The sequence below is a fragment of the Pseudomonas sp. genome, from assembly GCF_048269965.1.
In the GTDB taxonomy this organism is placed as follows: domain Bacteria; phylum Pseudomonadota; class Gammaproteobacteria; order Pseudomonadales; family Pseudomonadaceae; genus Aquipseudomonas.
On sequence record NZ_JBLWTV010000013.1, the window covers coordinates 14,750 to 28,577 of the forward strand.

Here is a 13,828-nt window from a genome sequence, read left to right on the forward strand (position 1 = left end):
GCCTCAGGGTGCTGCGCTGAGCAGGGCGCGGTGCTCGATAAGCAGCTTGTCGAAGCGGGCTGCTCCCGCCTCGGTCTCGTAGCCGGTGTTGTCCTGGGTGTAAACACCGGCCTTGAAATACAGCGGCTTGCGAGCCCAGCTCGAGTCAAGTCGGGTGCTCCATTTGCTGGCATTGAGATTGATCACCAGCGTGCCTTTGGGTGTCAGGTGAACCACATAGGTGAAGCGCTGGTTCAGGGCAATGCCAGTAGCCAGGGTAACGATCTGAATCTCGGCTTCTGGGCTCAGGCGTACCTTGGCGACGAGATTGCCGCTTTGCGCATAGGCCTTGTACTGATACTCCAGCTTGAGCAACGGCATCGAGCTCTTGTAGGCGTGGATCTGGCCGATGACGATCTTGCCCGTGGAGGGAACCTGGCTGACCTGCAGTCCGGCGTGCAGGAAATGGTCTGCCTCCGGGTAGGTCCAGTTGCGCAGGCTGCCGTCGGCATAGGTCTCGCGCAGCTCGCTGCGTGGGTATTTGGCGCTTTCGGTGGTCGTGCCGTTGACCGGCGACCAGAAGAAGATGGCGCCATCTCTGGACTGGAAATAGTGATCCTGATAACCGCCGGCCAGCACAGGGGTTTCAATGGTGGTAGCGGGAACGCCGACTGGAATGCTGAGGTTCCACATAGCGAGTTCGATCATGTTCAAAGTTCCTGAAAGACGGAAACTTCAGTCGGTGCACATCTCGTCCAGGAGTCAGTAACGGCTTACTTGGCGTTCCAGCGGGTGACGCGAGCTAGAAGGTGGCAGAGCTGCCTGCCTCGAGTGCAGGTGCAGCTCAGGGCACGCTCTATAGCGGCATGATGCGGCAATGCCTGAGCACCATTCGTCGTGTTGTTGGCGTCAATAAATGAGCGCTCTTTGCTCCAGATGACCTCGCCCGCTTTGGGCGCGCAGTGGCGATTGCCTGGGCGGTTCGCTGCGCAGGTAAAACCCTGTAAAACTCCCGGAGCAAAGTCATAGGCGGGGTACGCCATAATTCGTGCACTGTCTCCGGGAACCTGCCGCCCATGTCCAGCAAGCCACGTCTGTTGCTCGCTTTCCTTCTTGCCGTGTTGCTGGCTTCGCTGCTCGCCTCGATCTTCCAGACCCAGAGCAATCTCGCCGCGCTGCAGGCGCTCGGCGCACCGATGCCGCTGGATGTGCGCGTCGGCACCACCTGCCTCGATCTGCTCGGCTTCGCCCCGACCTTCGCTCTGCTCAGTGCCCTGGGTTTTCTCATCGCCCTGCCGCTCGCGGCCTGGCTGGCGCGGCGCATGCCGCCGCTGCGTTGGCTGATTTTCGTGCTGGCCGGCGCTGCAGCCATCTGGACGGCACTGGCACTGGCCAATGCGCTGGCGCCGATGCCGACCCTGATCGCTGCCGACCGCAGCCCGTTCGGCACGCTCGGACTGATGGCCTGCGGCAGTGTCGGTGCGCTGCTGTTCGGCCAGCTCGGCCGACGCGTGCGCTACCGGACGCAGCCGACTTCCTCCGACTCTCTGTGACAAGGCGTTGCCCATGTTGAGAAGCACCCGCGCGCTGATGCTCGGCGCCCTGTTCGTCAGCACGCCGCTGCTGGCCCAGGACTACCGTGTCGAAATCTTCAGCGAAGGCCTGGAGAACCCCTGGGCCGTGGCTTTCCTGCCGGACGGGCGCATGCTGGTTACCGAACGTGCCGGACGGCTGCGCATCATCGAAGTCGACGGCAGTGTCGATCCCGAGCCGGTGGCGGGCCTGCCCGAGGCCTTCATCGCTGCCCAGGCCGGGTTGATGGAAGTGGCGCTGGACCCCGACTACAGCGACAACCGCTGGCTGTACCTGACCTATGCCCACGGCTCGCTGGAGGCCAACAACACGCGTCTGGCCCGTGCCCGCCTGGTGGATGACGAGCTGCACGACTTCGAAGTGCTGTTCACCGCCCAGCCGCTCAAGGCTGGCGCCGCGCATTACGGCGGGCGTATCGCCTTTCTCGCCGACAAGACCCTGGTGCTGACCCTGGGCGATGGCTTCGACTGGCGCGAGCAGGCGCAGAACCCGGCCAACCACCTGGGCAAGATCGTGCGCCTGAACCGCGACGGCAGCGTGCCGCAGGACAACCCGCTGGTGGGGCAGGAAGGCGCTGCGCCGGAGATCTACAGCCTCGGTCACCGTAACGTCCAGGGCATCTTCCACGACGCCGAGCACAACCGCCTGTATAGCCACGAGCACGGCCCGCGCGGGGGCGACGAGCTCAACCTGATCGAGGCCGGCAACAACTACGGCTGGCCGCTGGCTACCTTCGGCATCGATTACACCGGTGCGCGCGTGAGCCCCTACACCGAGCTGCCGGGGTTGACCTCGCCATTGCTGCACTGGACGCCCTCGGTGGCGCCGTCGAGCCTGACCCTGTATCGCGGCGAACTGTTCCCCGACTGGCAGGGCGACCTGTTCGCCGCCACCCTGGCCGAGCGCAGCGTACGACGCATTCGCGTGCGCGACGGCATGCTGGCCGGTGAGGAAATCCTCTTCGAGGAGCTGGGCGAGCGCATTCGTGATGTGCGCAGCGGGCCGGATGGCGCGCTTTATCTGCTCACCGACAACCCACAGGGGCGCCTGCTGCGTGTGGTGCCCAGCGAATAGCGCGGCATCCGTTACACTGGCGGTCCTGATGAAAATGGGATCGTAGCGTTGAAGTATCTACAGGGTTATCCGGTTGCCTTGCAGCAGCAGGTTCGCCAACTGATCGCCGATGACCGCCTGGGCGACTACCTGGCGCAGCGTTATCCGGGCCGGCATGAGGTGCAGAGCGACAAGGCGCTGTACGGCTACGTGATGGCGCTCAAGCAGGAGCACCTGAAGAACGCACCGGCCATCGACAAGGTGCTCTACGACAATCGTCTTGACCTCACCCACCGCGCCCTCGGCCTGCACACGGCGATCTCGCGGGTGCAGGGTGGCAAGCTCAAGGCGAAGAAGGAGATTCGCGTCGCCTCGCTGTTTCGCGACGCGGCGCCGGCCTTCTTGCAGATGATCGTGGTGCATGAGCTCGCGCACCTGAAGGAGGCCGATCACAACAAGGCCTTCTACAAGCTGTGCGATCACATGTTGCCGGGCTATGCGCAGATCGAATTCGACCTGCGCATGTACCTGACCTGGCGCGAAATGACCGGCACCGGCTGAGTCGTAGGGTGCGCCATGCGCACCGGTGGAAGACTCCGGTGTATCAGCTGTGCAGGCGCAGGTTGAGCTGATCGACTACCTCGGCCCAGTCGGCGTCTTCGAGAATTTCCTCGCGCAGCAAGGCTGCCTGCGCCGGGCTCCAGAACGGCGCATCGGCCAGCGAGCAAGTGGCTGGCAGCGGCGAATGGGTACTGATGAAGGCGCTGATGCTGGCGGCATCGTCAGGTAGGCCGAGCTGCTTGAACAGGGCTGGCAGGCTGTGGGTCGGGTTTTCCATGGTATGGGCTCTCGCAAGGCGTGGTGTTCATCGCTCATTACCAACCCTAGCCCAGATAGTTCCGTTTACGCGGCTGTCAGCACCTCGAAAACCTGTTGGCGGCTCCCTACTGGCAGGCTTATCTCGTCGCCGGGCTTCTTGCCGAGCAGCAACCGCCCGAGCGGTGCGGTATGGCCGAGCACCTGAATGCTCTGGCCGGCCAGTTGCAGTTTCATGCTGGCGCCCGGTGGGCCAAGGAACAGCCATTGTTCGTGGCCATCCTCGGTCGCAAGCTGTACCAGCGCGCCGAGCTGGATGCCCTGCTCGACATCGAAGGGGCGCGGGCGCAACTGGCGCCAGGTGATCAGGGTCTGGCGCAGTTCTTCGACGCGACGCGCCTGACCGCTGGCCAGGTAGGCGGCCTCCAGGCCCAGGGTGTCGTACTTGTTCTCGGCGACATTCTCTTCGTGGGTGGCCGCTTCGTGGGCGCTGAGGGCGGCGAGGCTGGCCTGCTCGAGGTCGGTCTGCAGATGGCTGAGCACGTCTTGCAGCAGCAGATTCTTGTCCATGGTGCGTTTTCGGATTCGGGTTGGTGAAAGGGACGGCGGCCCCTCTTCAAAGCTATTGGGTGGCCAGTTGCACGCGGTTGCGACCTTCAGCCTTGGCGCGGTACATGGCGGCATCGGCCAGGCGGATCAGCTGGGTGGCATCATCGGCGCCGCAGCTCAGGGCGATGCCGATGCTGGCGCCGACGCGTACGGCACGATCTTCCAGGTACATCGGCGTGTCCAGCCCTTCCAGCAGGCGCTGGGCCAGTTCGTGCGCATGTTCGGCTGATTGCACGCTCTCGCAGATCACCACGAACTCGTCACCGCCGAGGCGGGCAGGCAGATCGCTATCGCGCACGTACTGCCGCAGGCGCTGCGCGACTTCGGCCAGTACCAGGTCGCCATAGCCATGGCCGTGCTGATCGTTGATCGGCTTGAAACCGTCCAGGTCGATCAGCATCACGGCGAGCAGTTCGTTGCGCCGCAGGCTGCGCGCCAGTGCCTGTTCCAGGTGTTGCTGCAGGGCGGTGCGGTTGGCCAGGCCGGTCAGCGGGTCCTGCAGGGCCAGCTCACTGAGGCGCTGATTGGCCTGTTCCAGGGCCTGGGTGCGTTCGGTGACGCGCTTGGCGAGGATCTGTTCGTTGAGCTGCAGCGCGGCCTCGCGCTGGCGCTTGAGTTCGTTGAAGCGTGCGGCCAGGGCAAAGGACAACAGGATCATCTCCAGCCCCGAGCCGATCTGCATGGCGTACAGGGTAAGGAAGTTCGACGGGATCAGGGCGAAGTTGCGCAACGCCAGCAGCACCGCGCCGGTCAGCAGCATCAGCCAGGCCAGGGCGAACAGGCGAGCGCCGGGCACCCGGTAGCCAACGCAGACGAAGCTGGTGAGCAGTAGTGTCAGGGTGGCGATCAGGCCGGTCAGCGACATCAGCTGCAGCGCGCGCTGCAGCGGCAGCAGCACACTGGCCAAGACGGCCACGCCGATGGCGATGGACAGCATCAGCAGGCCCTTGTCCCAGCGCGGCAGCCACTGGCGGGTATCGAGAAAGCTGCGCGCAAACACCACCGACAGCAGCGCCGCCGACGTCAGGCTGACCGGCAGCATGCGGTTGCTCCAGGGCGCAGCTTCGGACCACAGATACTGCGCGCCAAGACCATTGAGCGACAGCACGCTGAGGGCGAAGGCGAACATGAACAGCACGTAGTTGAGGAAAGGCCGTTCGCGCAGGGCGAGAAACAGCAGCAGGTTGTACAGCCCCAGTGCGATCAGCACGCCGAAGTAGATGGCATGCACCAGATAACCATTCTGACTGTGCTGCTCGAAATCGCGCGCAGGCATCAGGGTGCCGCTGAGGGTCATGCTACCGCGCGAGTCGACGCGCAGGTACAGCGTGCGTTGCTCGCCGGGCTGCAGGGCGATCTCGAATACCGGGTTGCGATGGCCGACGCTGCGCTGCGCGTAGGGCACGGTGTCGCCGCTGCGCGACTCGCGCACGCCATCGGCGCCGGTGTCGTACAGGCGTACCTCGTCCAGTGAGGCGTAATTCAGCTCCAGGCGCCAGACGCGCCTTTGCTGGGCATCCGATTGCAGCGCCAGGCGCAGCCAGATCACCCCCGGCACGTAGCCGAAGCTGAGGTCACGGCGGTTCAAGGAGGGCTGGAAAGGGGCGTCGACAGCGCGAACGTCGTCCAGGCTCAGCGCGCTCTGGGGATCGGCGAGAAAGTCGACCCGTCCATAGAGATCCTGTGCTGCGCTGCTGTCGTCCAGGCGCGTGCTGGCGAGAGTGACCTGGCACGCCAACAGCAGGCTGCACACCAGCAGCAGACCCGGCAGCGAGGCCAGGTAGGTGAGGGTGGTGTGTCGGTTGGCTGGCATGGGCAAGGCCTGGGAACTAGGCGTCGTCAGATAGTGGCAGAAAGCCCCGTGAGCCTGCTAGTGGCGATCCTTCTGCAGATGCGCGGCCAGCGTGCGCAGGGGCGCGAGTTGGCGGCAGATCAGCGCCAGTTGCGTCTGCACCAGGCGTTGGCGCTCGTCGACGTCGTCGGCGATCTGCTCCAGGCTCTGCGCCAGTGCCTGTTCCTCGTCGCTGTGAATGGCCAACGGTTGCTCGCCGCGCAGGCCGGTGGCGATGTCATCGAGGCTGCTCGCCAGCGCTTCGGCCTGTTCCAGCAATTGTGCCTGGGCCGTCTGCGGCAACTGCTCGCCACGATGGGCGCCGAGCCCGGAGAGGTAGCTGAGCAGGGTGTGCGACAGCACCAGAAAGCGAAAACCAAGGTCGGCGTCCTTACGGAAATGCCCTGGTTCCATCAGCATGTTGCCGAGTGTGGTGGACAGCGCTGCATCGGCGTTGTGCGCGTTGCGTCGAGCCAGGCGGTAGCCGAGGTCGTCACGCTTGCCGTGTGCGTACTGGGCGATGATCTGTCGCAGGTAGGCGCTGTTGCAGCTCAGCGTGCTCGCCAACATGCGCCCCAAGCGCCGGCCCTGCCAGTCCGGCAGGATCAGGAACACCGCCAGCCCGGCCAGCATGCCGCCGAGCAAGGTGTCGACCAGGCGCGGCAGGAACAGGCCGTAGCCATCGCCGATCTGGTTGAAGCAGAACAGCACCAGCAGGGTGATCGCCGCCGTGGCCAGGGTGTAGCGCGTGCTGCGTGTGGCGAAGAAGGCGACGCCGGCGACCACGGCGAACAGGGCCTGGATGCGTGGGTCGGGGAACAGATCGATCAATGCCCAGCCTAACCCCAGGCCAATCAGGGTGCCGACGATTCGCTGCACCAGCTTTAGACGCGTGGCGCCGTAGTTCGGCTGGCAGACGAACAGGGTGGTCAGCAGAATCCAGTAGCCCTGGGTCGGATGAATCAGGTGCAGCAGGCCATAGCCGGCAGCCAGAGCAATGGACAGGCGCAGCGCGTGGCGAAACAGCAGCGAGGTGGGTGTCAGTTGCTGGCCGATACGTTCGATGACCTCGCGCAACGAATGCGGTTCGCGATCCAGCAGGCTGCTGTCCTGCTCATCGGCCAGGGCGTCGGGGTTGCTGGCATTGCCGAGCAGCAGGTCGAGACTGGCGAGGTTGCCGGCCAGTGCGCCGAGCGAGCGCAGCAGGCGGCGCCAGGCCGGGTTGCTCTGCAGGTGCAGGTGGTCGAGGGAGGCATGCAGGTCTTCCAGCGCCTGGCTGCACAGCTCGCGGTATTCGAACGGCTGGCGCAACTCGATGGCACTGCCCAGGCGCTGGCAGGCTTCGCCATGCAGACGCAGCAGGCGCTGGCAGCGAAACAGCACATCGCTGTGGAAGAAGGCTTCGGCCAGTTCGTTGTAAGGGTAGTGCGACGAACTGGCGCGCTCGTGGATGTCCTGGGCAAGGAAGTACAGCTTCAGATAACGATTGACCTTGGGGCCTGGGCGACCGCCTCCGACCCGGTGCAGGATAATCTCCTTGGCCGCGTTGAGTGCGGAGACTACGCGGCCATTCTGCTGGGCCAACTCCAGACGGCGTTGCTCCACATCCAGCTGGCGCACGGGTTCGAACAGCGCTGCCTTGAGCTTGAGGTACTTGCCCAGTTCGCGAAACAGTCGGGCCAGGGCGAGCTGCACCGGCTGATGGGCGAACAGGCCATGCCAGATCACCGACAGCAGGCCGTACCAGGCGGCACCAGCCACCAGCAGCAGCGGCTCCAGCCACAGGCCGGCGACGCCGCCGCGCTGCTCGACGCCGATCATGCTGTACACCGCGAGGATCAGCGTGCCGGAACCCAGGGTGGCGAAGCGTTCACCGAGTGCGCCGAGCATGGTCAGACAAAAGGCGGAAAAGGCCAGGGCGATGACGAACAACCAGGGATAGGGAAAGAGGAATTCCACCGCATAGGCCGCCGCGCTGAAGCAGGCCAGGGTGACCAGCACTGCGCCGAGGCGGCCTTGCCAGCTGTCGTCGGTCTCGGTCAGGGCGCTGGCGATGATGCCGAGAAACAGTGGGATCAGCCCATGCATCCAGCCCTGCCACCCGCATAGCGCCAGGGCTCCGGCCAGGGCGATGAATACCCGCAGGCTGGCGCTGAACTTGTCCAGTGCCCAGAGGCGGCGCAGTGATTGACGAAGGCGAGGGCGGGGCATAGGGAGTCTGGTCGGAAACGATCTGAGCAGCCTACCGGAACTGGTTGGCCGTTGGGTATCTGTCTGCCGGCGATCTGTTCGGCGTGACCCCTTTCGTGAGTTCTTCGCGCTTATCGCGGATAAATCCGCTCCTACAGGTAGCAACTGCTGGCGCAACCGTACATCCCCTGTAGCACATCCGCCGGTCCTGTCGCGGGAGCCGCTGGAGGCGTGAACTATGCTCAACAGAGGCCCTCCGCCACCTGTTCGTATCAACGCGGGGCCTGGGAGTCGAACGTGTTACCTGGCTGCTTGCGTCTGTGTCTGTGTGCCCTGATCCTCTGCGCTTCGGTGGCGGCGAGTGCGGCGCCGGGCGCGGTGGTGCAGCTGCAGGTGGATGGGGTGATCGGCCCGGCCAGTGCCGACTACCTGGTGCGCGGCTTGGCCAAGGCGGTGGACGAGGGTGCGCAACTGGTTGTGATCGAAATCGACACGCCGGGCGGCCTGGATACCTCCATGCGCGCCATCATCAAGGCGATTCTCGCCAGCCCGATTCCGGTGGCCAGCTATGTCGCCCCCGGTGGCGCGCGGGCGGCCAGCGCCGGCACCTATATCCTCTACGCCAGTCATGTCGCCGCCATGGCGCCGGGCACCAATCTCGGCGCCGCTACGCCGGTGGCCATTGGCATGCCGGGGGCGCCGAGCAAACCGGCGGGCGAGGACAAGGAGGGCGCGCAGAATAAGGGTGAAGCCGACAAGATGCCGGCCGATGCCATGACCGCCAAGCAGGTCAACGATGCGGCCGCCTACATTCGCGGTCTGGCGAATATGCGCGGACGCAATGCCGAGTGGGCCGAGCAGGCGGTGCGCGAAGCCGTCAGTCTGTCCGCCGAGGAGGCGCTGGAGCAGAAGGTGATCGACTATCTGGCCAGGGACCTGAGCGACCTGCTGCGCCAGCTGGACGGCAAGTCCCTGCAAGCCGCAGGCGTCGAAGTCACCCTGGCCACCGCCGGTGCGCCGCTGATCAGCCATGCGCCGGACTGGCGCACCCGGCTGCTGGCGGTGATCACCAACCCCAGCGTGGCGCTGATCCTGATGATGATCGGTGTCTACGGCCTGTTCTTCGAGTTTTCCAATCCCGGCAGCGGCGTCGGCGGTGTGCTCGGCGGCATCAGCCTGGTGCTCGCGCTCTACGCCCTGCAGCTGTTGCCGGTGAACTACGCCGGGGTCGCGTTGATCCTGCTCGGTATTGCCTTCATCAGCGCCGAGGCCTTCTTGCCCAGCTTCGGCGTGCTCGGCATCGGCGGGGTGGTGGCGTTCGTCTTCGGCGGGCTGATCCTGATCGACACCGACGTGCCGGGCTTCGGCATCCCGCTGGCGCTGATCTTCACCCTCGCGCTGGTCAGTGCCGCGCTGATCCTGGCCATAGTCGGTATGGCACTTCGGGCCAGGCGGCGTCAGCAGGTAGCCGGTGACAGCGCTCTGGTCGGTAGCCTGGTGGCCATAACCGCAGTGCGCGACGACGATCCGCGCGCCGGTTGGGTGGCGCTGCAGGGCGAACGTTGGCAGGTGCAGGGCGCTGTTCCATTACGGCTTGGGCAGCAGGTACGAGTCACGGCGCGCGATGGCGTGCATCTGCAGGTCAGCGCGGTGGATGAATCACCGCCCCAAGGAGGTCACTGATGGGTTTCGAACTGAGTTTTCTGTCGTTGGTAATCATCGTCCTGGCACTGCTCGTCTCATCGTTTCGCATCCTGCGCGAATACGAGCGTGGCGTGGTGTTCCAGCTCGGCCGTTTCTGGCGGGTCAAGGGGCCGGGCCTGGTGCTGGTCATCCCCGGGCTGCAACAGATGGTACGGGTCGACCTGCGCACCATCGTGCTGGACGTTCCGACCCAGGACGTGATCTCCCGCGACAACGTCTCGGTCAAGGTCAACGCGGTGGTCTACTTCCGCGTGCTCGACGCGCAGAAGGCGATCATCCAGGTCGAGGATTACCACGTCGCCACCAGCCAGCTGGCGCAGACCACCTTGCGCGCTGTGCTCGGCAAGCACGAGCTGGACGAGATGCTCGCCGAGCGCGAGCGGCTCAACCTCGACATCCAGCAGGTGCTCGACGCGCAGACCGACGCCTGGGGCATCAAGGTGGCCAACGTCGAGATCAAGCACGTCGACCTCGACGAGTCGATGATCCGCGCCATCGCCAAGCAGGCCGAGGCCGAGCGCGAACGGCGGGCCAAGGTGATTCACGCCGAAGGCGAGCTGCAGGCCTCGGAAAAACTCATGCAGGCCGCCGAGATGCTCGGCCGCCAGTCAGGCGCCATGCAACTGCGCTACATGCAGACGCTGAGCAATATCGCCAGTGACAAGAGCTCGACCATCGTCTTTCCGCTACCGGTGGAGTTGTTGCGCGGCATCGTCGATCTGAAGGAGCCTAAGGCTTGAATTTAGAACCGATCGGTTCTAAATTGCGTGCATGACGACACGTGGACGCCCCAAGACCTTCTGCCCGGACCGGGCCCTGGAAAACGCCATGCAGCTGTTCTGGCAACGCGGTTATGAAGCCGCGTCGCTGCAGGACCTGCAGGCGGCCACCGGGCTGTCCAAGAGCAGCCTTTATCAGACTTACCCGAGCAAGCAGGCCTGGTTCGTCGCTGCCTTCAGCCGCTACGTAGCGCAGCGTCGTGCCTTGTTGCTGGAACAGCTTGCTGCCAGCACCTCGCCGCTCGCTTTCATCCGCGAGCGACTGCTCAGTGTGCTCGAAGACGACGGCCCTGACGGCGTGCCGCGTGGCTGCATGCTGGTCAATGTCGCCAATGAATTTTCCCTGTCGGAGCCGGCGCTGGTGCCGGTTCTGCAACAGGCCACGGCGGGTATCTGCCAGGTCTTCGAGCAGGCGCTCGAACGCGCCGTGGCTTGTGGCGAGCTGAGGAGCGCTCAGGACCTCGCGGCTCGCGCCAGTTATCTGCAATGTGTGATGAGCGGGCTGCGTACCCAGGTGAAATCTGCGGTGCCGGCGGATTCGATCCGCGCCACCGTGGCAGTGGTGATGGCCAGCCTGGATTGCGCCTGAGCCGTCCTGTGCTGGGTTTTGTTCGCTTGGTTTTTGGACTGATTGGTTTTGAATGGGGGTGGTATGCGGGAATTGTTCGAGTTATGCGGTGCCGATCCTGAGCTGGTGTTCTCGCCCTACTGCTGGCGCGTACGTCTGGCGCTGGCGCACAAGGGGCTGGACTGGCAGAGCCGACCGACACGTTTCACCGACAAGGAGTTGATCGCTTTTTCCGGGCAGAAGCTGGTTCCGGTGCTGACCGATGAGGGTGAAACGGTGCATGACAGCCTGGCGATCTTCGCTTACCTGGATCAGCGTTATCCGCAGCAGCCCTTGCTCGGTGACGCGCTGGCTGCCGAGCGCGCCCGCCTGGTCGAGCGCCTGAGCTTTCATATGGTGCGTGTGCCGCTGTTGAAGATGCTGATCCCGCGCGTCTGGCAGGTGATCGACCCGGCTGACCGCGAATATTTCCGCAGCAGCCGGGAGAAGGCGCTGGGCATGAGTCTGGAGGCGTTCGCCGATCCGCAGGGCGGTGAGCGGTTGTTCCGTGAAGGTGTGGCGCCGCTGGAGATGTGGCTGCGCGAACAACCCTTCCTCGAAGGCCAGGCTCCTGGAGGCTGTGACTACCTGCTGGCCGGCATGCTGCTCTGGGCCTGGTGCCTGGGCGCGCAACCCTGGGCCGACGATTCGGCGCTGGGCGCCTGGTTCGCGCGCATCCTGCAGACGTATGAAGCGACTCACGGCCCGGTCAAGCGGGCCGCGATCCACGTGGAGGAAAACCAATGATAGACCTGTACTACTGGACCACGCCCAACGGCCACAAGGTCAGCATCTTTCTCGAGGAAGCCGGGCTGGACTACCGCATCGTTCCGGTGCATATCGGCAAGGGCGAGCAGTTCGCACCCGAGTTTCTCAAGATCGCACCGAACAACCGCATTCCCGCTATCGTCGATCGAGCGCCGGCCGATGGTGGCGAGCCCATCGCCCTGTTCGAGTCCGGGGCGATTCTCGAATACCTGGCCGACAAGAGCGGGCAGTTCCTGCCGCGCGAGACACGCGCGCGTTTCACCGTGCTGCAGTGGCTGTACTGGCAGATGGGCGGCGTTGGCCCGATGGCGGGGCAGAACCACCACTTCGTGCGCTACGCGCCAGAGCCGATTCCTTACGCCATCGACCGCTATGTGAAGGAAACCGCGCGCCTCTACGGCGTGCTCGACCATCAACTGGCCGGTCGTGACTACGTGGCGGGGGAATACTCCATCGCCGACATGGCCATCTACCCCTGGGCCAAGCTGTGGAAGATGCAGCAACAGAAACTGGAGGATTTCCCCAACATGGCCGCCTGGCTCGAACGCATCGATGCACGCCCTGCCGTGCAGCGTGCCTATGCGCTGGTAGAACAGGTGAACGCCGATCCGCAGGCTCTGCTCACCGCAGAGGCACGGCGGCTGCTGTTCGGGCAGTGACGGACGGACGAAATTTCTCGTGGATTTTCCTGTGAGCTGGCTCACGCTTTCCTAGACTGCAACTGTTGGCCCGCAATGGTTGGAGATGGTTATGCGAATCGGCGTACCCAAGGAAATCAAGAACCACGAGTACCGAGTCGGCCTCACGCCGCAGTCGGTGGCCGAGCTGACGGCACTCGGCCATGAGGTCTGGATCGAAACCGATGCCGGTGCCGCTGTCGGTTTCGCCGACGAGGATTACCTCGAGGCGGGCGCGCAGATCGCCCGTAATTCGTCCGAGGTATTCCAGCAGGGGCAGTTGATCGTCAAGGTCAAGGAGCCTCTGGCGGTGGAGCGCGCCAGGTTGCGCGCCCACCACACGCTGTTCACCTACCTGCACCTGGCGCCGGATCGCGCACAGACCGAAGAGTTGATGGCCGGCGGTGCCACCTGCATCGCCTATGAGACGGTGACCGATGCACAGGGCCGGCTACCGTTGCTGGCGCCGATGTCGGAAGTGGCCGGGCGCATGTCGATCCAGGCCGGCGCCGGCTGCCTGGAAAAAGCCCGCGGCGGGCGTGGCGTATTGCTGGGTGGCGTACCAGGCGTGGCGCCGGGAAAGGTGGTGATTCTCGGTGGCGGCGTGGTCGGCAGTCATGCCCTGGCGATGGCGGTCGGCCTGGGCGCCGATGTCACGGTGCTGGACAAGAGCGTCGACGCGCTGCGCCGGCTCGATGCCCAGTACGGCAATCGCATCACCACGCTCTACTCCACTCGCGCGGCGGTGCGTGAGCAGGTGTTGGCGGCTGACCTGGTGATTGGCGGGGTGCTGATTCCCGGGGCTGCCGCGCCCAGGCTGATCACAGCGGAGATGGTGCGGCAGATGAAGGCCGGCGCGGTGTTGGTGGATGTCGCCATCGACCAGGGTGGGTGCGCCGAGACCTCCCGCGCCACGACCCATGCCGAGCCCACCTATGTGGTCGATGATGTGGTGCACTATTGCGTGGCCAACATGCCCGGCGCGGTGGCACGCACCTCGACCCTGGCACTGAACAACGCCACCCTGCCGTTCGTCGTGGCGCTCGCCCAGAAGGGTACTCGCCGCGCCTTGCAAGACGACCCGCATCTGCTGAATGGGCTCAACGTGGCCAGGGGGGCAATCACCTGCGGCAGCGTGGCCGAGGCCCATGGCCTGCCTTTTCAATCGGCCGCCGGGGTGCTGGAGCATCTGTCATGAGGGCCGCCCGGGTTGCGCGCTACG

The 13,828-nt window shown here is 64.8% G+C and carries 14 protein-coding genes; 9 read left to right on the top strand and 5 right to left on the bottom strand.

What is annotated here, in order from left to right:
- Positions 1-3: 3 nt before the first annotated feature.
- Positions 4-687, bottom strand: a complete 684-nt coding sequence (locus ACN0X6_RS15660) for a polysaccharide lyase family 7 protein (RefSeq protein WP_417705266.1) — start codon at positions 685-687, stop codon at positions 4-6.
- Positions 688-1,055: 368 nt separating this feature from the next.
- Between ACN0X6_RS15660 and ACN0X6_RS15665 the strand changes: the two genes are divergently transcribed.
- From ACN0X6_RS15665 to ACN0X6_RS15675, 3 genes are read left to right on the top strand one after another with little or no spacing between them, the layout of a single operon-like run.
- Positions 1,056-1,532, top strand: a complete 477-nt coding sequence (locus ACN0X6_RS15665; protein WP_417705268.1) for a hypothetical protein — start codon at positions 1,056-1,058, stop codon at positions 1,530-1,532.
- A 13-nt stretch (positions 1,533-1,545) separates the two neighbouring features.
- On the top strand, positions 1,546-2,646 hold the full coding sequence (locus ACN0X6_RS15670; RefSeq protein ID WP_417705269.1) for a PQQ-dependent sugar dehydrogenase: 1,101 nt from the start codon (positions 1,546-1,548) through the stop codon (positions 2,644-2,646).
- A 39-nt stretch (positions 2,647-2,685) separates the two neighbouring features.
- Complete coding sequence (locus ACN0X6_RS15675) at positions 2,686-3,186, top strand: YgjP-like metallopeptidase domain-containing protein (protein WP_417705450.1); 501 nt, start codon at positions 2,686-2,688, stop codon at positions 3,184-3,186.
- 43 nt (positions 3,187-3,229) lie between these two features.
- Here ACN0X6_RS15675 and ACN0X6_RS15680 read toward each other — a convergent pair whose 3' ends face one another.
- The 4 genes from ACN0X6_RS15680 to yccS all read right to left on the bottom strand — a co-directional run bounded on the left by ACN0X6_RS15680 (position 3,230) and on the right by yccS (position 8,092).
- Complete coding sequence (locus ACN0X6_RS15680) at positions 3,230-3,463, bottom strand: DUF2789 domain-containing protein (RefSeq protein WP_196475507.1); 234 nt, start codon at positions 3,461-3,463, stop codon at positions 3,230-3,232.
- A 65-nt stretch (positions 3,464-3,528) separates the two neighbouring features.
- Positions 3,529-4,011 carry a GreA/GreB family elongation factor gene (locus tag ACN0X6_RS15685; RefSeq protein WP_417705271.1) on the bottom strand — a complete coding sequence of 161 codons (483 nt, stop codon included), beginning with the start codon at positions 4,009-4,011 and terminating at the stop codon, positions 3,529-3,531.
- A gap of 52 nt (positions 4,012-4,063) precedes the next feature.
- Entirely contained in the window at positions 4,064-5,863 is a 1,800-nt protein-coding gene (locus ACN0X6_RS15690) for a 7TM diverse intracellular signaling domain-containing protein (protein WP_417705273.1), read from the bottom strand.
- A gap of 57 nt (positions 5,864-5,920) precedes the next feature.
- Positions 5,921-8,092: a YccS family putative transporter gene (gene yccS / locus ACN0X6_RS15695; protein WP_417705274.1), complete on the bottom strand. Its 2,172-nt coding sequence runs from the start codon at positions 8,090-8,092 to the stop codon at positions 5,921-5,923.
- A gap of 276 nt (positions 8,093-8,368) precedes the next feature.
- Here yccS and ACN0X6_RS15700 point away from each other — a divergent pair, with 276 nt between their 5' ends.
- From ACN0X6_RS15700 to ald, 6 genes are all read left to right on the top strand, one after another.
- The gene (locus tag ACN0X6_RS15700; protein WP_417705276.1) at positions 8,369-9,754 is read left to right on the top strand and encodes an NfeD family protein; all 1,386 of its coding nucleotides are present in this window, start codon (positions 8,369-8,371) and stop codon (positions 9,752-9,754) included.
- Positions 9,754-10,515: a slipin family protein gene (locus ACN0X6_RS15705; protein ID WP_160019036.1), complete on the top strand. Its 762-nt coding sequence runs from the start codon at positions 9,754-9,756 to the stop codon at positions 10,513-10,515. Before ACN0X6_RS15700 ends, ACN0X6_RS15705 begins: the two co-directional genes overlap by 1 nt.
- Positions 10,516-10,546: 31 nt before the next feature.
- Positions 10,547-11,143, top strand: a complete 597-nt coding sequence (locus ACN0X6_RS15710; RefSeq protein WP_417705278.1) for a TetR/AcrR family transcriptional regulator — start codon at positions 10,547-10,549, stop codon at positions 11,141-11,143.
- Between the two features lie 63 nt (positions 11,144-11,206).
- A complete protein-coding gene (locus ACN0X6_RS15715; RefSeq protein ID WP_417705280.1) occupies positions 11,207-11,908 on the top strand; it encodes a glutathione S-transferase N-terminal domain-containing protein in 702 nt (233 codons plus the stop codon).
- Positions 11,905-12,588, top strand: coding sequence for a glutathione S-transferase N-terminal domain-containing protein (locus ACN0X6_RS15720; protein WP_417705282.1), 684 nt, complete (start codon positions 11,905-11,907; stop codon positions 12,586-12,588). Before ACN0X6_RS15715 ends, ACN0X6_RS15720 begins: the two co-directional genes overlap by 4 nt.
- 91 nt (positions 12,589-12,679) lie before the next feature.
- Positions 12,680-13,804 carry an alanine dehydrogenase gene (ald, locus tag ACN0X6_RS15725; protein WP_417705284.1) on the top strand — a complete coding sequence of 375 codons (1,125 nt, stop codon included), beginning with the start codon at positions 12,680-12,682 and terminating at the stop codon, positions 13,802-13,804.
- The last annotated feature ends 24 nt before the right edge of the window (positions 13,805-13,828 follow it).